Origin of the sequence: Paraburkholderia lebeckiae (genome assembly GCF_050436225.1) — a bacterium.
GTDB classification, from domain to species: domain Bacteria; phylum Pseudomonadota; class Gammaproteobacteria; order Burkholderiales; family Burkholderiaceae; genus Paraburkholderia; species Paraburkholderia tuberum.
The window spans coordinates 814,858-834,249 of the sequence record NZ_JBNDLU010000003.1 but is presented as its reverse complement, the minus strand read 5'-3'; the positions used below and the strand labels follow the sequence as shown (position 1 = coordinate 834,249).

Genomic DNA, 19,392 nt, shown 5'->3' with positions numbered 1-19,392 from the left:
TATCTCATCGTTGTGGGCCTCGATGGCACGATGGCTGCGTCGCCGAACTCGCTGAAACAGGCGGCATCGCAGCTAGCGAAAAGATGACTTGCGACGCCGCCGCCAGTTCGCAGATAGCGTCGCTGATGCGGTTCATTCCGTCTTTATTCTCCAATGCGCTTGAAGCTGGCGTAGTAATCGTCGGTGTAATAGCACTCGCCGGTTTGCTTGCGCGGCCCACCACATACGATCCGACGCTGCCCGCGATCCGTCGCGCCTGGTGTGCGAACCGTATAGGTGTGGTAGTAACCGCGCGGATGCTTCGGCAGCAAAGCCGCACTGTTACGAAACAAGACGCCGTCATCGCTAAACGGGAAGGGGCCGCCCGCTTTGATCAGTCGCAGAGTTTCGGCCGCCTCCGCGGGCAACTGCGCCTTGGTGACGGTGACAAGCGCGCCCGTTCCTTGGGCGCCTGATGCAGCGGTTGCATCGCTCGCACCCGGCGCTGGCTGAACCGGCGCCGAGCTCGCGGACGCGCCCGATGCCTCAGTCGCGTTTTGCGGTCCCTGCTTGCCGCATCCGCCGAAGATCGCGCTCAATGCGACGATGCAGGAGACAACCCACGCTCTCTTCACGAAACGGTTCTCCCTTCGTTGACCAGCACCCGACGACCTGGATAGACGTAAAGGTATCGCTAATGACGGAGCGAATCAACGTTCGATCGGAAATAGGCACTTTATCGGAATCCAGCCGTTTCCCCTATCGCGAACCTTCGTCGCATGCGGCGAAAGGGCCTGCGTATACGATAAATCAGCAGCTAGTTGCCGATTGGAGCGGTCATGAAGCGGACCATCAGGATCGAATATACCGGACGCCAACTCGTGGCCGGTAGGGTCGAGATCGCTTGCTACGGCCTCTTCATTCTGGCGACCTTGATCCGGGTACTCGGCCCGTGGCTCGCGCCACAGTTCACGATGCCCTGGAGATACGCATCCGGTCTATGCTGGGCGGCCGCGCTGGTTCTCTACTACGTCCGATACGCCACGTGGCTTTTCCTCGCCCGAGCCGATGGCAAGCCGGGTTGAAGTCCTCATCTTCCTTGAAGCGGCCAGCAAACGACATCCGTCTTAGCCGCTTCGAACGCCTCCACTTCGCCCCACGACCGACCTTCACGATATGTGGCATGTCCATGACGCATGGCCGCGATGCATCCGGCATAGCCGATTGCACCAGGCGTTATTGTTCATCGCGTAGTCCGTCGCTGCGTTGGGCCGCGAGCGCGTGAGGCGAAAGAAGTGGCAACATGGTTGAACTCCAATCGATAACCGAGGGCGAGTCCGGCCCAATACCTGAATTGGCGACCGCGTGCTTGCAAGATACGGCGGTTCGAATCCATCGTAGACCCGCGCCTGCACGCGCGCGAGAATCGTGGTTTAACGATGGGTTTCCACGCCTGCAACGGAGTACGAAATGGACGATCCCTATGATCTTCAGCGTTTCCTCGATGCACAAGAGCCAGTCTACGACCAGGTATGCGATGAACTGAGGCACGGACGCAAGCGAAGCCACTGGATGTGGTTCGTGTTTCCTCAAATCGAGGGGCTCGGAACCAGCGCAATGGCTCGGCGATTCGCGCTTTCCTCGCTGGCCGAAGCGCAAGCCTATCTGCGCCACCCGATACTCGGCCCACGGCTGCGCGAAACGACGCACCTGGTCAACCTCGTCAGCGACCGGTCCATCGAGGAAATCTTCGGGTACCCGGATGACCTGAAGTTTCGCTCGTCGGTCACCTTGTTCGCGCGCGCCACGAACGACAACGACGTATTTATCGAAGCTTTGCGCAAGTATTTCGGCGGAGAAGCCGATCCGCGGACCCTCCAGCTCCTCTAGACCATTTTGGTAGCGTCCTGCGCACGCGGGGCGCGGCGGACTGCGCAATTCCGCTCCCGGTGCAGCGCGGGGTCACTGCCCGCTCACATCGGCTGCACGGGATCGAAAGAGCAGCAGGTGATCCGTGCCGGATTCGGACAGCCAGACCTCGCCCGGACGACCCATCATCTGACGCACGTTCGCGTGGTCACGCGGCAGCGGCAACGTGTCGAACCGCTCGGCACGCGGATCAAAGCGCACTAGCGCATTAGCGCTCCATTCGCTGAGCCAGACGATGTCCTGGTCGTCGACGAATATTGCATACACGTGCGGATCGTTGCCGGGCAGTCGCCATTCGCGCCAGTGATGCGTGCCAGGATCGTACACGCCGACTTTTCCGGCGTTCCACTCGCTGACCCAGATGCGCCCCCTGGAATCGGCCCAGACGCGGCGCGCGCCCTGATTCGGCGTTGGTGGCTCGATGACTTGTGCCGCGCCCGTCGTCGGGTCGATGCGGCCAACGTAATTTCCCGCCAGCGAAGCGAAATACAGATCCCCGGAGCGGGTCACGCAGATACCGTAGGGCCCGGCGCCGCGTGGGGCATCAAAGACGCGCATGCGCGATCGCTGCGGATCGAGTTCGCCGTAGATACCACTTTGCCCCGTAAACCACAGATGCCCCTGTTTGTCGAACACGGCGGTATTCAGATTGGCGTCCGACCGGTCCTTGGGTAGCGGAAAACGCGTGACGGCGAGCGTCTTCGAATCGATACGCACGATCGCGTTCTGGCCGCCGTCAGTGACCCACGCCGCACGATCGGGGCCGACGATCACGCCATGTGGCGCCGATCCGGCGCCGAGCGCGATCGTGTCGGTTTTGCCGCTGCGCGGGTCCAGCCGCCCGACCGCTCCCCGCGCTTGCGCGGTGTACCACACGGTGCCGTCATGCGCCGGTGCGACGTCATGCGGTGCGCTGCCGGCCGGGACGGTGAAGCTCTCGAACGACGGCGGCTGTGCTTGAGCCTGCGCGAGGCCAAGGTTGTCTATGATGATTGCGCAAGTGATGGCGTAAAGAGCCACGGCAATCGCAGACCGGGCAGTCGAATGCGGGGCAAGCTTCGGAAGATGTTTGAAGTCCAAGCGGGTAAATTCCGTCATCGCACGAAGTCGCTCGAGCGCCGCATGCCCCGGATGGATCGCGAACATCCACCAAAGAAGCCCCACAAGTAACAGCAGAGGAATCAGCATGGGCGGTCTCCATCGCTGCTTGTGCCAGCTAACGTATCACGAATGCCACTTGCCAAGGTCAACCCGACGTTTCAATGCTTCGCGGCGCGCTACGCGTCTGTCATCAGCCGATCTCGACCCCCGTCTTCCCTGCCTGCCGACGCTCCTCTAGCGCGGCGTGCGCTTCCTCGACGTTGTCGAAAGTGCGATTCGCCGGGATATTCGTTGCCGGGTTTGCGTGCAATGGAACCGCACCAGGGTAAATACAGATTCGATCGCTCAAAAAGCTTTATAGAATGGCTAATATTAGCAAGGAGCAATACTGCTTGCTATAGATTAATAAAAGACATCCCGCAGAACCCGGAGACGCCATGCAGATCGACTACCAAACGATGCGGTTCGACTACAAGCGAGCCGCCGACCACGATGCCGGTGCACCGCTCACCTATCCGGTCGTGGTGATCGGCGCTGGCCCGGTCGGGTTGTCAGCGGCCATCGATCTGGCCCAGCAGGGCGTTCGCACTGTACTGCTCGACAATGACGACACGCTGTCGAGCGGTTCGCGCGCAATCTGTTTTGCGAAGCGGACGCTGGAAATTTTCGATCGGCTCGGCTGCGGCAAGCAGATGGTCGACAAAGGCGTGAGCTGGAACGTCGGCAAGGTGTTCCTGCAAGATGAACTGATCTATACGTTCAACCTGCTGCCCGAGACAGGCCACGCGCGCCCAGCATTCATCAATCTGCAGCAGTACTACGTCGAGGGCTATCTGGTAGACGAGGCGAAGCGAACCGCGAATCTGCAGATGCGCTGGAAAAGCAATGTGATCGGTGTGACCCAGCAAGACGACCATGTCGAGTTGCGGGTCGAAACGCCCGACGGCATTTATCCGATGCGCGCGCAATACGTGGTCGCCGCCGACGGCGCGCGCAGCGCGGTGCGCAAGGCGCTCGGTCTCGACAGTCATGGTCGCACCTTCAAGGACCGCTTCCTGATCGCGGATGTGAAAATGAAGGCGCCGTTTCCGACCGAACGCTGGTTCTGGTTCGATCCGCCCTTCCATCGCAATCAATCCGTACTGCTGCACAGGCAGCCCGACAACGTCTGGCGCATCGATTTCCAGCTCGGCTGGGACGCCGATCCGGTCGCCGAAAAACAGCCTGAAAAAGTGATTCCGCGCGTGAAAGCGCTGCTCGGCGACGATGCCGGGTTCGAGCTCGAATGGGTCAGCGTCTACACGTTTTCGTGTTTGCGGATGGACAGTTTCCGGCATGGCCGCGTGCTGTTCGCGGGCGATTCGGCGCATGGCGTGTCGCCGTTCGGCGCGCGCGGCGCGAATAGCGGCGTGCAGGATGCCGACAATCTCGCCTGGAAGCTGCGGCTCGTCGTCAACGGCGACGCGCCGCCGGCGCTGCTCGATACCTATGCATCCGAGCGCGAGTATGCGGCGGACGAAAACATCCTGAACTCATCGCGCGCCACCGACTTCATCACGCCGAAAAGCGCGGTTTCGCGGATGTTCCGCGATGCCACGCTTAAGCTCGCGAAAGAGTGTCCGTTCGCGCGGCGCATCGTCAACAGCGGCCGTCTGTCGGTACCGGCGGTTCTGCGCGACTCGCCCCTGAACACGCCCGACGCCGACGCGTTCACCAGTGCGATGGTGCCCGGCGCGGCCAGCACCGATGCGCCGGTCAAGCTCGCTGGCGAAGACGCCTGGTTCCTGAATCAAACCGGACATGGCGGCTTCACGGGTGTGCAATTCTGCGGCCAGGGAGACGACCTGACGAAATGCGCCGAACAGCTTCGCGCGCTCGCATGCCTCGCGGTACCGGTTCACTCGTTGATCGTCGTGCCGCGTGGCGCGGCCGTGACCGCGCTGCCGGAGATGCCTCACGTCACGGTGATCGAGGACGTCGAAGGCATCGTCACGCACCGCTTCGATGCGCGGCCCGGCACCTTTTATCTGCTGCGACCGGACCAGCACGTCTGCGCGCGCTGGCGCGCCCTCGACACCGCCTCGGTCGCCAAGGCCGTGGATCGCGCAACCTGCAACGGATCACCATCATGACCAAGCTGAACATCGAAACGAATATGACCGATCCCGATGCGTTCTATGAAAAGCTCATCGACGCGCACAATGGACTAACCGACGAGCAAAGCCATTTCATGAACGCAAAGCTCGTGCTGCTGCTCGCGAACCACATCGGCGATGCCGACGTGCTGCTCGAAGCGCTGGCGCTGGCGCGCGCGGATTGACGACCCAGGCTCAGCGCCCGATCCAGCCGAACCGCCACGACAGCCGTCGTGTCGTGGCGAGCAGCCTCTGCGCGGTCGCGCCGTGCGTGCTGAAGTCAAAGCCGCCCGACGGACCGATCACCGCGACCACCAGACTGACGCTGCCCGTATGATCGAACACGGGCGCGGCCAACGCGCCGATGCCCGGCACCGGCGCATCGAGTGCGTCATCGATGCCGTCGCTCACGACCTTCGCGCGACGTGCCAGATAGGCCGAGGCCAACGACGGCGGGCCCTTTTTCGGCGCCACGAGCACTTCCGCAACCGGCGCGCCCGCGAGTCTGATCGATTCCTGCGACAACAGCCCGACCAGTACGTCGTCCGCAAGATGCGCGGCGAACACGCGCCCTATCGCCGTGTTGACGAGCGACATCACGGTGCCCACGCGCAGGCTCACGTGTTGTGGTCTCGCCGATTCTTCGAAGCGGATCACCGTAGGACCCAAAGGTCCAAGAATTGCCACCGCGACGCTCATGCCGGACTCCGCCGCAAGCGTGACGATCTCCGGTTCGGCATCGCGAATCGGCGACATGCGCTGCAACGCGATCAGGCCGAGCTCCATGCCGAGCGGTCCCGCACTGAAAAGACCGGCGTCGTCACGGCTCAGCAAGCCGACCTTGAGCAGACTCACCAGATGCGGAAACGCCTTGGCGGCGGGCATATCGGCGGCCGCGGCCAGATCGCGCAACGACAGCGGACGGCCGGCGGCAACGAGTGCCAGCAGGAGTTCGCCTGTGTTGTCGAGCGCGCTGATTCCGCGTTGAGCTTTCGTGTCGTTGAGTTGGGGCGTGTTCGCGTCGGACGCGTCCGGGGTTTCGATCTGCATGATTCTCAGCTGGGTGTGACCAGCGCTTCGGTGATACGTCGGGAAGTTTCGAGCATCTGACGCGCGACCACACCATCCCACCCGACTTCGATCGAGCCCGACGAGCCGATCGCCGTCAACGCGAGTTGCATCCGTTGATCGCCATCGAACACCGGCACGCTCAAACTGCTGATGCCCGGACTCGGCGCATCGATTCCTCGCTCGATGCCGCGCGCGCGGATCTCATCGAAGCGTTTGCGCCACTCCGTGCTAGTCGGCCCTTTGGCGGCGCGGCCGCGCGCCGGCGTCGGGTCGGCCGAATGCGCCTGGCTTCGTGCCATTCGCGCGACCTGCTCGGGCGCGCAGAACGCGCAGAATACGCGGCCCGTCGATGTCGCTTCGAGCGACATCACCGTGCCGATGTGCAGATTGACATGCAGCGGCGCACCGCTGCGCTCGTATCGGACGATGGTCGGGCCCTGCACGCCCGCCACGCAGATCGCCACGCTAAGACCGATCCGCTCCGCGAGCGAAGCCGCGTGGGCAGCCGCGATGCGATAGACCGGCTGCTGTTCGATATGCAAGAGGCCAAGCCGCAACGACAGCGGCCCCGGCTCGTAGTTGCCGGTCAGGGCATCGCGCTTGACGAGGCCGAGGCGCGTCAGGCTCACGAGATAGGTATGCGCCTGCGCCGACGACAGTTGCGCCTCGCCGGCCAGTTCGGTCAGCCCGAGCGGTTCGCGCTGTCGCGCCAGCGCCTGCAGCAGACGTCCGCCGACCTCGACGCTCTGAATCCCGCGCTGTTTCTTTTCGCTTGTCGTATCAGCCATCGTGTTGTCCGCCCTTGACCCGAAGGAGATTCGGCCCGTCCGGTGTCGCCCGTGGAAGGCCTAGATGGTATCCGATCGGACCGTGCCGACCAACCAACGGAGTTTACCCTAGCTTAGTGAATGACAAGGTATTTTGTCATTGACAAATACAAGCGTGACGACGACTATTAGTCATCCCCCAACGAGTCGTGAGAGGAGACAGATATGGCGAAGGCTTTCGCATCCCAGGCCGACCTGGAAGAGAAGAAGATCACGTGGACCCAATTGTCGGAAAACGCGTATGCCTACACGGCCGAAGGCGACCCTAACTCGGGCGTGATCATCGGCGACGACGGCGTGCTGATCGTCGACACCACCGCCACGCCGGCCATGGCGCAAGACCTAATCGCGAAGATCCGCAGCGTCACCGACAAGCCGATCAAATACGTCGTGCTGTCGCACTATCACGCGGTGCGGGTGCTGGGTGCGTCGGCGTACTTCAAGGAAGGCGCGCAGCAGGTGATCGCCAGCCGCGGCACCTACGAAATGATCGTCGAGCGCGGCGAAGCCGATATGAAATCGGAGATCGAACGCTTCCCGCGGCTTTTTGCAGGCGTCGAAACGGTGCCCGGCCTGACGTGGCCGACGCTGGTGTTCGAAAAGGAAGTGACGCTCTTTCTCGGCAAGCTCGAAGTGCGCATCGCGCATCTCGGCTCGGGCCACACGAAGGGCGACACGGTCGTCTGGCTGCCGTCGCAGAAGGTATTGTTCTCCGGCGACCTGGTCGAGTACGACGCGGCCTGCTACTGCGGCGACGCGCAACTCGAACAATGGCCGGCAACGCTCGAAGCATTGCGCGCGCTGAACGCGGAGAAGCTGGTGCCGGGTCGCGGCCCCGCGCTGCTGTCGCCGGCGGAAGTGAACAAGGGCCTCGACTACACGAAAGACTTCGTCACCACGCTGTTGCAGGCGGGCCGTGACGCATTCAGGGACCAGCTCGACCTGAAGGGCGCGATGGCGCTCACGCGCAAGGCCATGGACCCGAAGTTCGGCAACGTATTCATCTACGAGCATTGCCTGCCGTTCGACGTGTCGCGAGCCTACGACGAAGCAAGCGGCATCAGCCATCCGCGCATCTGGACCGCGCAGCGCGACAAGGAAATGTGGGACGCGCTGCAGAACTGATCGCGCCACGCACTCGGGAAAGGCCGTCCGGTCTTTCCTCTTTCCCGTTCAAACCATGAAGGCGCGCTAGACGCCTCGGGCGCGCTCGTCTTCGCACAGGCGCGCTCCGCACCTGGAGCGAGACATGCAGCATTCCCTCGATGGCAACGCCATTGGCCACGCCGCGCCCATCGCGAGCGACGATTCGATGTTCAGGAAGGTCGCGTGGCGCATCGTGCCGTTTCTGTTTCTTTGCTATGTCGTGTCGTTTCTGGACCGGATCAATATCGGCTTCGCGCAATTGCAGATGAAGCATGATCTCGGCTTCAGCGACGCGATGTACGGACTCGGCGCAGCCGTGTTCTACGTCGGCTACGTGCTGTGCGAAGTGCCGAGCAACATCCTGTTGGCCAAATACGGCGCGCGTAAAACCTTCATGCGGATCATGCTGCTGTGGGGCATCGCGTCGATGTGCATGATGTTCGTGTCGAAGCCCGCGCACTTTTACGTTCTGCGCTTTATGCTGGGCGTTTTCGAGGCGGGCTTTTTCCCGGGCATCGTGCTGTATCTGACGTATTGGTTTCCCGCCAGCCGGCGCGCCGCCGTGATCTCGGTGTTTTTCGCGGGCGTGGCGGTCGCGGGCGTGCTCGGCGGACTTTTCTCCGGTTGGATCATGCGCGACATGAGCGGCGTGCTGAACCTGTTCGGATGGCAGTGGATGTTTGCGATCGAAGGCGCACCCGCTGTGATTCTCGGATTGCTCTCGTGGCGCTATCTGGTCGACAAGCCGCACGAGGCAAGCTGGCTCACGCAGGACGAAAAAGAGCGACTCGTCGCGCTGTGCGCGCAAGGCCAGTCGAAAGACCACCGGCATGACAGTGGCAGCTTCGCCGCCGCGTTGCTCAATCCGCGCGTCTATCTGTTCGCGTTCATCTATTTTTCGCTGACCTGTGCGTCGCTGACGCTCAATTTCTGGATGCCGTTGATGATCCGCGATTTTGGGGTTCAGGATGTCGTGGCGGTGAGTCTTTATACCGTGGTGCCGAATGCGATCGGTGCGGTGGGCCTGATTCTGATTGCGCGCCGCTCGGATCGAACTGGGGAACGGCGTAGGCATTTTGCTTTCTGCACGGTGGGCGGAGGTCTCGCGCTCGCGGCGCTTACGCTGCATCTGAGCAGCTTTCCTGCGATGCTGGCTATCCTGTCGCTCGCTGCCGTGTTGATTTTCGCGGCGCTGCCGATCTTCTGGGCGGTGCCTACCAGCTATCTGTCCGGGAAAGCGGCTGCATCGGGGATCGCGTTTATTAGCAGCATTGGGATTACGAGCGGGATCGTCAGTCCGTGGGTGATCGGTCAGATTCGCACGACGACGGGGAGTATGGATCTTGCCGTTTATCTCCTTGCGGGGCTGCTTGTAGTTAGTGGGATTGCTTTGATGGTCGGCGTTAAGGGGGGCGTGATGCGACGGTGATGTCGCCTATGCCGAGTCGTGGTGGCGCCGCTTGCCCGCGTAATCTGCCTTTAAATGACCACGCCGAAGCGGGGCTGCGATTTCACGCTCTACCAATTTGCCATATCAAGCAAATCCTTTAAAAATTGATTTTGCGCTTTGCGAAGATTGTAGATGCACTCCTCTCGCAAAGCTGAAAACATCGATCCATCATGTTCCGTTTTCCACTTTGCCCCGGCATTACGTGGTAACCTTCGGCGCCAAAAGTCGACGTGAAGCGGGCTGCTATGGCTGCGGCTTCGGGTAATCTGCTCGTGTCCGACTACTCGAAGTACCGCACGGTCCGACTGCACAAACTTGCGACGCTCGAGTCGTTTGCTCTCGTCGTCACGGACAACTGCCTAGCGACGGGCCGCCACCGAGCTGCATCTCGCATCCGCTGAATAGCCGACATCCCGCTTTCAGCCGCAGCCCCTGAAACCCAATACTTTGCTACTGCCGCGCCGTCGCAGCCCCGCCCTCCTCCGGCGCCGATGCCGAAACATCCATCTTTGCACCACGCGCCCTCATGCTATCGTTGCCGGCCCGATGCGCTTTCTGACAACTCGCTACGCCGGAGATTAACGGCGTAAGCAGTAAAACCGCCAATATCAATCGTTTCATCTCTGCTCCTCGCGTCTGTGCTTCGTGACGCTGCCAACGGATAATCTGTGATCGCAGCACCGGGCATGCCCAACGCAACCACGCAGGCCACGAAGACCGACAGCAAAGCGAAACGTTCAGGCACGTCTAATGCGCGCGACGATACCGGGCTCCTACATCGAAAGGAAAAGCCATGTCCACCACGCCGTCCGCTATCAGACATCCCGCCACACATCCATCGAAACTCGCGCCCGCGATCTTCGGCCTGTTGAACCCCATCCCGTATGGAATGTTCGTCGGCGCGTTGATCATTGACCTGACCTACATGAGCACGCGTAACGTGTTCTGGGGCAAGGGCGCCGCGTGGCTCATTACGGTGGGCCTGATCATTGCCATCATTCCGCGCCTGCTCAATTTCGGTCACGTCTGGTTGCAGCGACGTCGCCGCGTCACGCGTATCGAAAGAATCGACTTCTGGCTCAATCTGCTCGCCATCATCGCGGCGATCGTCAATGCATTCGTGCACAGCCGCGACGCTTATGCGATGGTCCCGGACAACGTGATTCTGTCGGTCATCACCGTCGTGCTGCTGAGCATCGCCCACGTCGCGATGGCAATGAGCAGACTCGATCTCCCCGAGGTGACTCATGGCTAAGCTGATCGCCGGCAGCGCGTTCGTAATCACCATCTCCGTGCTGATGAGCGGCTGCCACGTACGGGCAGAGTACGACCCCTCGCAGCAGGCCGGAGCGAATCCGTCGATACCGCGGGCACGCAACTTCTTCGCACCGCCGATGCAGGTGCCGAAATACGTGGGATGGAAAAATGGCGCGACGCCCAAGGTGGCCGACGGCCTGAAGATCGAGAAGATCGCCTCGGGACTCGTGCACCCTCGCCAGATCTATACGCTTCCCAATGGTGACGTTCTCGTCGCGGAAGCCAATAGCCCGAACGAGGAGGCCGTCACCACGCCGAAGCAGGTCATCGCCGGGCTGATCGAAGCCAGATCGGGGAAGAAGGCCGACGGCGCGAATCGCATTACGCTGCTCAGAAAGCCCGCCAATGGCAGTGGCGAATGGGAGCGGTATGTGTTCATCGACCATCTGCACTCCCCGTTCGGCATGCAGCTCGTCGGCGACACACTCTATGTCGCCGATACCGATGCGATCCTGAAGTTTCCATACAAGACGGGCGAAACCACCATCAGCGAGCGCGGCGTCGAGCTCGCCGATCTCCCCGATACGGTCAACCATCACTGGACCAAAGCCCTGCTCGCCAGTCGTGACGGCAAGAAGCTGTATGTGGGCGTCGGCTCCAACAGCAATGTCGGCGAGAACGGCCTCGAAGTCGAGTACCGGCGCGCGGACATACTCGAAGTCGATACGGCGACGGGCGCAAGCCGCATTTACGCGGCGGGCATTCGCAATCCGACCGGCCTGCAATGGGAACCGGCGACGGGCCGACTCTGGGCCATCGCAAACGAGCGCGACGAGATCGGCCCCGATCTGGTGCCCGACTATCTGACGTCGGTGAAGGAGAATGCCTTCTACGGCTGGTCCAAAAGCACGCGATATGCAATTTGACCGGATCGACGCAAAGCCGCGCCAGCCAAGGCTTTCAGCGAATTCTGAAAGCGTACACTGCTAGTCAGTGCGCTATCCGATGGCGTGTTTGTTAGCCGTTCCAGAAGTTAGGCCGTCTATGAACAGAATTTACGCCTACAAAGGCTTCGAAGTGACCGTGGGTCTGGAGCCAAGTGGCAATGAAGACGTCTGGTTGCTACGGCCTCGTGGTTTCGTATCTGTCGTGCGCATCCGAATCGCCGACGCGATCGGCGACGCGTTTAAGCCGATCAGCTTGATGGCAGATGGCCAACGGCCGTTCGCGACGGAGGCCGAGGCGTTTACGGCGGGATACAGCGCTGCACAGAGGCTGATAGACGACTGCCTGGTGCTCTAGCACCGATAGCGAATGGCGCGTCAACCGGTCCGCAGGAGCGGTTGACGCGGGCAGCGGAGGCTGCGGTTTCTAGCGGCGACCTCATCAGGAGCGGCCTTTCGCGCGACGGAATCGAACGCCTCAAGTTGGCCGACTTGTGCCTCATGCGCCTGATGTTTACGGCGTGCGCGGGAATCGTTCATGCTCGGCCGTATGGTCAACGAGATCGGAGGCCGCCGTGTGTTATCAGAAACCCGTCCAGCTGCTAGAAAACCTGCTGGAAGCCGTACCGCTCGAACCGCATGAGCGCGGCCATACCGCGATGGATGACTTTGAGCACTTCTGCGCCTACACAGGCTGCTCCGAGGAACTGATCGGCCCGCAAGCGTTCGCATGGGTGAAGCTCGCCTACATCGACGCCAAGACAACCGCGTCGTGCTAGTAGCCCCGGGCCGACGACCACCGCCGCAAGTCGACCCGTTGCTGTCAGTCACTCGCTCATTCTGAGGGGTCGAAGACAGGCAGCAAGCGGCCGGTCAAACCTCTTGTTCAGTCGTGCAGGCTTTGCTTAACAAATGTCGGCGTTCTGCTTGTTTCGGTAGCGGTGCGTCGACGGAACTGACGCACCGTTCCCGCTCAAGCTAGCGGACGACCCATTTCACGCGCAGCGGAGCGATGTCCGCCGTGCTGCAGAGTCTGGATGACACCGTGGGCTCATCCAAGCCAGCCCTTGATGGTATCTGCCATGACGTTGGTCGAGATGCCATAGCGATCGTGCAAGGTTGGCAGCGCGCCCGCACCAAGAAATTCATCCGGCAGGGCGATTTGACGGTACATCGGCGTGACGCCAGCGGTGAGCAGCGTGGTTGCGACCGCTTCGCCAAGGCCGCCGATCACGGAATGATTCTCGGCAACCACAACCATCCGGTCCGTCCGTCGGGCCTCGCGCAAGATCGTCTCGGTGTCGAGCGGCTTGATCGTTGGCACGTGCAACACGCCAACGCCCACCTTGTCTGCTGCCAGCAGCTTTGCCACCTCCAGCGAGCGCATGGTCATGATGCCCGACGAGACGATCAGCACCTCGGCGCCGTCGCGAAGTAGCTTCGCCTTGCCCAGCTCGAACTGATAGTCGTATTCATCGAGCACGGCCGGAACATTGCCACGCAGGAGACGCGCATACACCGGGCCGTTATGCGCGGCGATGGCGGGGACCATCTGCTCGGTATCGAGCGCATCGCACGGATCGATGACCGTCATGTTCGGCATCGCGCGCATGAGTGCAAGATCCTCGGCCGCCTGGTGGCTCGGGCCGTAGCCGGTCGTGAGACCTGGCAGGGCGCAGATGATCTTCACGTCGAGGTTGTCCTCGGCGATAGCCTGGTGCATGAAGTCGTACGCACGGCGCGTCGCGAACACCGCATAGGTCGTCACGAACGGCTGGGCACCTTCATGCGCCATACCGGCGGCCGCCCCCATCAGCAACTGCTCGGCCATGCCCATCTGGTAGTAGCGTTCGGGGAACTCCCTCCCGAAGATGTGCAGGTCGGTGTACTTGCCGAGGTCGGCGGTCATACCGACTACGTTCTTCTTCTCGCGAGCCAATTGAGCCAACGCATGGCCGAACGGAGCGGAACGCGTGACCTGCCCTTCGCCGGCAATCGAGGCGATCATCGCCGAGGTCTTCAGGCGCGGCTTAGTGGTGGTATCGCTCATGCTTGTCTCCCCGCTTCGAGTGCTGCAAGCGCCAGTTGCCACTCATGGGCATCGACGCGGATGAAATGGTTTTTTTCCCGTTCTTCGAGAAACGGCACGCCGCAGCCCATGCGGGTATCGCACACGATAATCCGCGGCTGCTCCTTCGGATGATTGCGCGCAGCATCGAAGGCCGTTTTCACTGCGTCAATGTCATTGCCATCCACGCGCTGGGTGAACCAGCCAAATGCTTCGAGCTTCTCGACGAGCGGCTCGAACGCCATGATCTTCGAGGAAGGACCGTCGGCTTGCTGGTTGTTGACGTCGACCATGGCGATCAGGTTATCCAGCTTCCAGTGGGCGGCAGACATGAGGCCTTCCCAGATGGCGCCTTCATCGAGTTCGCCGTCGGAGAACAGCGTGTAGACGAAGGCGTCCGAGCCCTTACGCTTCAGTCCCAAACAGCGACCCACTGCGATCGTGAGACCGTGGCCGAGCGAGCCGCCGGACATCTCCATGCCCGGCGTGTAGCTCGCCATGCCAGACATCGGCAACCGGCTGTCGTCGCTGCCGTACGTTTCGAGTTCTTCGGGCGGCAGGAAGCCAGCTTCGAACAGTGCGGCATAGAGTGCAATCGCATAGTGTCCATTGGACAGCAGAAAGCGGTCGCGGCCTTCCCATTCGGGATCGGTGACCCGGTAGCGCATCGCGCCGAAGTAGGAAACCGCAAGTACATCGGCGATGTCGAGTGCCTGGCCGATATAGCCTTGGCCCTGTACTTCGCCCATCAACAAGGCGTTTCTACGAATTCGGTAGGCGCGCTCAGCGAGCGTCACCGCGTCTGATGACAGACTGTTCATGGTGTCTCCTTGAATTAAAAAGTAAGCCTTTGCAGCAGACGGTGTCAGCGATTGACGGTTTTGGCTGGCACGAGGAAAACAAGCCCGGCACCGATGACGATAGCGACCGAGATAAAAATGAGCCCAGCTGTCGATTTACCGGTCAGGTCGTTCAACCAGCCGACGATGGCCGGCGAGAAGAAGCCTGCGAGATTGGCGAAACAGTTCACCGCGGCGATCCCCGCTGCAGCGGACATGCCGCCAAGGAGCGCGGTCGGCAGTGACCAGAACTGCGACGATGAAGCGAGGATGCCGGCGGCGGCCACACTGACACAGACCAGCGACGCACCTACACCGCCCAGCATCGGAAGCGTGGCAAAGCCTGCCGCCGACACCAGCATCGGGATTGCAAGATGCAGACGCCGTTCGCGATGGCGGTCGGCACTTGCGCCCACCAGCGGCAGTGCAATGATCGCGCAGAGGTACGGAATGGCCGTGAAGATGCCTACCCACAGCGGGTCAGCGACGCCCGACTTGCGGATGATCGTCGGAAGCCAGAACGTCAGGCCGTACTGCCCGAGCACCACGCAGAAGTAGATGGTAGCCATCAACCACAGGCGACGGTCGCCGATGAAAGACCTGATCGAGACATGGGCGACCTTGTGGGCGTTGTCGTTCGCCACGTTGCGTGCGAGAAGCGCCTTCTCCGCATCATTGAGCCATTTAGCGGCAGCGATCCCGTTGTCGAGGTACATCAGGATGGCGCAGCCAAGAAACAACGACGGCAGTGCTTCGAGGATGAACAGCCACTTCCAGCCTGCCAGGCCATTGACGCCGTGGAACGCATGCAGGATGTAACCGGACAGAGGCCCACCTACAATCCCTGCAAGCGGAATCGCCATGAAGAAGAGGGAGAGCGCCTTTGCGCGCCGAGCGGAAGGAAACCAGTAAGTCAGGTACAGGATCACGCCTGGGGCGAACCCGGCTTCGGCCACCCCCAATAGAAAGCGGAGAACATAAAAGGTTGTAGGCGACTTGACGAAGACGAAGCAGGCCGAGATCACAGCCCACGTCAGCATGATGCGGGCGAGCCAGTTTCGTGCGCCCACTTTGTGCAGCATGAGATTGCTCGGTACCTCGAAGAGGAAATAACCGAGGAAGAAAATGCCAGCGCCGAAGCCATACACGGTTTCGCTGAATCGCAGGTCATTGAGCATCTGCAGTTTCGCGAAGCCCACGTTGACACGATCGAGATAGGCGCCCAGATAGCACAGCATCAGGAACGGTATCAGGCGCCGTCCGACTTTCGCATACGTTTTTGATTCGAAGCTCGCCGGATCGGCGAACGACGTGACATCGCCCGTCATTGACGGCGCAGTGGACTTCGTTTTCATGCTTGTCTCCTGCCATATCGCCCCGGCTTTTCCCCGGGTGCGTTGACTCATCCGCCGCGATCGCGGCGAATGTCTTTCTTAGTGAATCAACATGCCGCCGTTGACGTCAAGCGTGATGCCCGTGAGGTAGGTCGACAGGTCGCTCGCGAGGAACAGGCAGGCGTTCGCTACGTCCGCCGCATCGCCAAGCCGGCCGAGCGGAATGCCCTTAATGACGTCGGCGCGCATCTCCGTCGTGAGCTTGTCGCCCGTGATGTCGGTCTGTATGAGACCGGGGGTAATCGAATTGACGCGAACGTTGTCCGGGCCGAGTTCACGCGCCATCGCGCGAGCGAGACCGAGCACACCTGCTTTGGCGGCGCTGTAGTGGGGACCTCCGAAGATGCCGCCGCCGCGTTGCGCGGAAACGGATGACATACAGACAATGCTGCCGCTTTTCTGCTCTCTCATTTGCGGAATGACCGCTTGCGACATGTAGAGCGTCCCACGCAGGTTTACGTCGATGATCGCATCGAAGTTGTCCGGTCCGATGTCCATCGTCTTCAAAGGTTGGGTGATACCTGCGTTATTAATTAATCCATCAACGCGGCCGTACTTCTCGACGATCGCCCTGGCGGCAGCAACGCATGCGGCCTTGTCGGTCACATCGCAGGCGAGGCCAAGGTGCCCTTCGCCGAGGTCACGCGCAGCGCTCTCGGCGTCTTCCTTGCGGAGGTCCAGAATCACCACGCGTGCGCCCTGGGCGGCCAGCGCTTTTGCAGTCGCCTTGCCGATGCCACGCGGCGAGGCTGCACCGGTTACGATTACGACTTTGCTGTCGAGCAACATATTTGTCTCCATGGATCGTGTTAGTTGGTAGACGCAGTTTCAGCGCTTCAACCATCTCGATCAATGCAGTCCGGCTCAACTATTGCTGACGAATTTTCAGGTGTCGCGGCGGCGATGAGTTGCTGGTGGGAAGGAGGTCAGCGCCTAGGATCGAACCCTCGGCGCGAGGGCCCGACCGGCATGGGCTAGCGCGCCGTTGAGTCCCGGCTGACTTCGTGCTCGGCCCAGGCGAGGAACCTGGCGACACGCGGCAGGTCCGCGTTCCGGGAAGGATAAACGAGGTGATGGGCGCTGACCTCGACCGCATACGTGCGATCGAAGACCGTTACCAGCGAACCTCGTTTGAGATGGACCGATGCGAGCATCGTGCTCTCGAGCGCGATGCCGTGTCCCAGCGCCGCGGCTTCGAGCGACATGTATGAACGGTCGAATGCGAAATCGTATGCCTTGCGGGACACCGCGACGCCGAACTTTCCGAACCATTGCTTCCACTGCACGAGCGGAGTCTCCGAGAAGATCAGGCGGCGCTCGAGCAGGTCCTCGGGCGTGCGCACCGGAAATTTTCTCAGGTATTCCTCCGATGCAAGAGGCGCGATGAATTCATTGCGAAGCGTTTTCACCTCGCCGTCGGTCCAATGTGCATAGCCGTGTCGTACGTCGACATCGTAGTAGCCGGACGTGAATGAAACATCCTCATATGAGCACGCCAGATTCAACTGAATGTCGCCGTTCGCTTCCTGGAATGAAGCGAGGCGCGGCAGCAGCCACATCAGTCCGAAGCTGGGACTCGAATGAATGCGAAGGATCTCCACTCCCGACTTACTTGATGCGCGCTCCGTTGCGCGGCTCAGATCGGCGAGCGATCCGGTGACATCGGCCAGATATTGCTGACCCGTCGGCGTCAGCACGAGTCCCCGCCCCAGTCTCGTGAACAGGGCCCTTCCGACCATGGATTCGAGGTTGGCAATCTGATGGCTGACCGCCGATGGCGTTAACCCTAATTCATCAGCCGCCCGATTCACGCTCTTTGTGCGGGCGACACTCTCGAACGCGATGATGGATTTTAGTGGTGGGATGCGCATTGTTCCTGGATGCAGAGCTTGCGAACCGTCTTGGGGTCAAGGTCTACTGCTTCGCTACTGGCAATTGCAGAAATGTCGCGTATGCGGGAGCTAAAGGCAAGGCGGGGTTCCGCCGATAGGCAATCGGTTCACAGAGGCGCGAGACGTTGTGCGAATACCAGGGCCGAGCCAGGCGACCGAACGCATCCGGCAGTCGAGACGTGGCGGGTTCCGGACCGACAGCCGACGCTCAGACCCTCTGACCGTCTGGCGGCTTGTGGCCGCCCTCTGCCTGTCGCGGCCGACGACAGGCGTCCCCGCTTCTGCCGATTGTCTGAGATCCGCGACTGGCCGTTTCTCTGCGCGATGGACACTGTGGCAAATCGGCTGCTTTGCGCTGCATCAAAGCGGCTTGAACGCAAGCATCTGCCACGCCCAACGCGGGCATACCGTGGAACAGCTCCTTGGCGTTTCAGGCAACCGGCTTGCGCCACACGCTGGCTAGCCACGGCTGCCGCTCACGCGGCAAGCCGGCGGGCCGGTAATAGTGCTCAATTTCGACGAAGCCTGCGTCCGCCATATATCGGCGCCATGTTTCGAGATCATGGAAGACGCCGTAGCGGCCGTGGCTCCAGCCTTCCTGATTCGTGCCGCGCGGGTTGGAGCTGAACAGTACGCCGCCGGGCTTCAGCGTCGCGTGCAATTGCCGCAACACGCGCGGCAACGCCTGACTCGGGACATGGAACAGCGCGGCGTTGGCGAAAATGCCGTCAAAGTGCGCGGCCGGCAAATCGAGATGCAGGAAATCCTGCTGCCAGACGTCGCAGCCAGTCGCGTCACGCGCCATTGCAACGAAGCGCTCGGCGCCATCGAGGCCGACCGCGCAATGGCCGAGTGTAGTGAAGGCCTAGAGATCTCGCCCCGGCCCGCAGCCGAAATCCAGGATCGTAAGAGGCGGCTCGACTTCGATATGGTGCAGCAGCGCCGCGATGTTCTGCGTGACGTCGTGGTTGGTGAGCGTGAGGCTGGGTGCCGCCGTGGGCACGCGGCCCGCGAGGCGAATGCGCTTGCAGAACGCGCATGGGCACGCCTCGCGCAGGCGGCTATGGGCGACGCGCTGCGTTCGGCCAGCCGCCCAATGCAGCGTGAGCGCGCGCGCCGTGACGTCGTTGCGAATTTCGTCAGGCGTATTCCGAGCGTGGTCGCCGCTTCTTCGCGCACCCGCCACACGCTTTCTGATATCGATATCCCGTCGAGCGGTGGCGACAGGATGACGCCGGTTCTGCCGTTTTTGCGAGTTGCGACGGCAGGTCTTTTCGATTCCTGGCCGTGGCAAGGTTTTTAGCTTCCGCTCGCACGCCATTGCGCTCTCACGTCCCACGCACTTTAAAATGGCTAAATC

18 protein-coding genes and 3 pseudogenes are annotated in these 19,392 nt (G+C 61.4%); 10 read left to right on the top strand and 11 right to left on the bottom strand.

What is annotated here, in order from left to right:
* Positions 1-143: 143 nt before the first annotated feature.
* Positions 144-614 (bottom strand): ribonuclease, encoded by a 471-nt coding sequence (locus tag OKW45_RS38555; protein WP_429473899.1) that lies wholly within the window; start codon positions 612-614, stop codon positions 144-146.
* Positions 615-818: 204 nt separating this feature from the next.
* Between OKW45_RS38555 and OKW45_RS38550 the strand changes: the two genes are divergently transcribed.
* Both OKW45_RS38550 and OKW45_RS38545 read left to right on the top strand, forming a co-directional pair.
* Positions 819-1,064: an NnrS family protein gene (locus OKW45_RS38550; RefSeq protein ID WP_018422156.1), complete on the top strand. Its 246-nt coding sequence runs from the start codon at positions 819-821 to the stop codon at positions 1,062-1,064.
* 385 nt (positions 1,065-1,449) lie between these two features.
* Positions 1,450-1,869: a DUF1810 domain-containing protein gene (locus OKW45_RS38545; protein WP_018422157.1), complete on the top strand. Its 420-nt coding sequence runs from the start codon at positions 1,450-1,452 to the stop codon at positions 1,867-1,869.
* 72 nt (positions 1,870-1,941) lie between these two features.
* Here the strand turns inward: OKW45_RS38545 and OKW45_RS38540 are convergent, their stop codons facing one another.
* Positions 1,942-3,096, bottom strand: a complete 1,155-nt coding sequence (locus tag OKW45_RS38540) for a Vgb family protein (protein ID WP_429473898.1) — start codon at positions 3,094-3,096, stop codon at positions 1,942-1,944.
* 350 nt (positions 3,097-3,446) lie between these two features.
* On the opposite strand from OKW45_RS38540, the gene OKW45_RS38535 reads away from it, so the two are divergent.
* Together OKW45_RS38535 and OKW45_RS38530 are read left to right on the top strand one after the other, a co-directional pair.
* Positions 3,447-5,141 (top strand): FAD-dependent oxidoreductase, encoded by a 1,695-nt coding sequence (locus OKW45_RS38535; protein WP_429473897.1) that lies wholly within the window; start codon positions 3,447-3,449, stop codon positions 5,139-5,141.
* The gene (locus OKW45_RS38530; protein WP_018422160.1) at positions 5,138-5,329 is read left to right on the top strand and encodes a DUF2783 domain-containing protein; all 192 of its coding nucleotides are present in this window, start codon (positions 5,138-5,140) and stop codon (positions 5,327-5,329) included. The genes OKW45_RS38535 and OKW45_RS38530 overlap by 4 nt, the downstream gene beginning before the upstream one ends.
* A gap of 10 nt (positions 5,330-5,339) precedes the next feature.
* Here the strand turns inward: OKW45_RS38530 and OKW45_RS38525 are convergent, their stop codons facing one another.
* Both OKW45_RS38525 and OKW45_RS38520 read right to left on the bottom strand, forming a co-directional pair.
* On the bottom strand, positions 5,340-6,194 hold the full coding sequence (locus OKW45_RS38525; protein ID WP_429473896.1) for an IclR family transcriptional regulator: 855 nt from the start codon (positions 6,192-6,194) through the stop codon (positions 5,340-5,342).
* Positions 6,195-6,255: 61 nt separating this feature from the next.
* Positions 6,256-7,003 (bottom strand): annotated as a pseudogene (locus OKW45_RS38520) (IclR family transcriptional regulator); the annotation flags it as partial.
* Between the two features lie 204 nt (positions 7,004-7,207).
* Here OKW45_RS38520 and OKW45_RS38515 point away from each other — a divergent pair.
* The 6 genes from OKW45_RS38515 to OKW45_RS38490 all read left to right on the top strand — a co-directional run bounded on the left by OKW45_RS38515 (position 7,208) and on the right by OKW45_RS38490 (position 12,618).
* Positions 7,208-8,167 (top strand): MBL fold metallo-hydrolase, encoded by a 960-nt coding sequence (locus tag OKW45_RS38515; RefSeq protein ID WP_018422163.1) that lies wholly within the window; start codon positions 7,208-7,210, stop codon positions 8,165-8,167.
* Positions 8,168-8,291: 124 nt separating this feature from the next.
* Entirely contained in the window at positions 8,292-9,617 is a 1,326-nt protein-coding gene (locus OKW45_RS38510) for an MFS transporter (RefSeq protein ID WP_018422164.1), read from the top strand.
* Positions 9,618-10,431: 814 nt separating this feature from the next.
* Entirely contained in the window at positions 10,432-10,893 is a 462-nt protein-coding gene (locus OKW45_RS38505) for a DUF2231 domain-containing protein (protein WP_429473895.1), read from the top strand.
* Positions 10,886-11,821 carry a PQQ-dependent sugar dehydrogenase gene (locus OKW45_RS38500; protein WP_429473894.1) on the top strand — a complete coding sequence of 312 codons (936 nt, stop codon included), beginning with the start codon at positions 10,886-10,888 and terminating at the stop codon, positions 11,819-11,821. Before OKW45_RS38505 ends, OKW45_RS38500 begins: the two co-directional genes overlap by 8 nt.
* A 118-nt stretch (positions 11,822-11,939) precedes the next feature.
* Positions 11,940-12,197: a hypothetical protein gene (locus tag OKW45_RS38495; protein WP_429473893.1), complete on the top strand. Its 258-nt coding sequence runs from the start codon at positions 11,940-11,942 to the stop codon at positions 12,195-12,197.
* A 217-nt stretch (positions 12,198-12,414) separates the two neighbouring features.
* Positions 12,415-12,618: a hypothetical protein gene (locus tag OKW45_RS38490; RefSeq protein ID WP_018422168.1), complete on the top strand. Its 204-nt coding sequence runs from the start codon at positions 12,415-12,417 to the stop codon at positions 12,616-12,618.
* Between the two features lie 272 nt (positions 12,619-12,890).
* Here the strand turns inward: OKW45_RS38490 and OKW45_RS38485 are convergent, their stop codons facing one another.
* From OKW45_RS38485 to OKW45_RS38455, 7 genes and pseudogenes are all read right to left on the bottom strand, one after another.
* Entirely contained in the window at positions 12,891-13,889 is a 999-nt protein-coding gene (locus tag OKW45_RS38485; protein ID WP_429473892.1) for a transketolase family protein, read from the bottom strand.
* On the bottom strand, positions 13,886-14,728 hold the full coding sequence (locus OKW45_RS38480) for a transketolase (protein WP_018422170.1): 843 nt from the start codon (positions 14,726-14,728) through the stop codon (positions 13,886-13,888). The genes OKW45_RS38485 and OKW45_RS38480 overlap by 4 nt, the downstream gene beginning before the upstream one ends.
* Positions 14,729-14,772: 44 nt before the next feature.
* Positions 14,773-16,101, bottom strand: coding sequence for an MFS transporter (locus OKW45_RS38475; protein ID WP_018422171.1), 1,329 nt, complete (start codon positions 16,099-16,101; stop codon positions 14,773-14,775).
* Between the two features lie 78 nt (positions 16,102-16,179).
* Positions 16,180-16,929, bottom strand: coding sequence for an SDR family NAD(P)-dependent oxidoreductase (locus OKW45_RS38470; protein ID WP_018422172.1), 750 nt, complete (start codon positions 16,927-16,929; stop codon positions 16,180-16,182).
* 185 nt (positions 16,930-17,114) lie between these two features.
* Positions 17,115-18,011: a LysR substrate-binding domain-containing protein gene (locus tag OKW45_RS38465; protein ID WP_429473891.1), complete on the bottom strand. Its 897-nt coding sequence runs from the start codon at positions 18,009-18,011 to the stop codon at positions 17,115-17,117.
* A 451-nt stretch (positions 18,012-18,462) separates the two neighbouring features.
* Positions 18,463-19,002: pseudogene (locus tag OKW45_RS38460) on the bottom strand (class I SAM-dependent methyltransferase); the annotation flags it as partial.
* Positions 19,003-19,107: 105 nt separating this feature from the next.
* Positions 19,108-19,353 (bottom strand): annotated as a pseudogene (locus tag OKW45_RS38455) (hypothetical protein); the annotation flags it as partial.
* Positions 19,354-19,392: the final 39 nt, after the last annotated feature.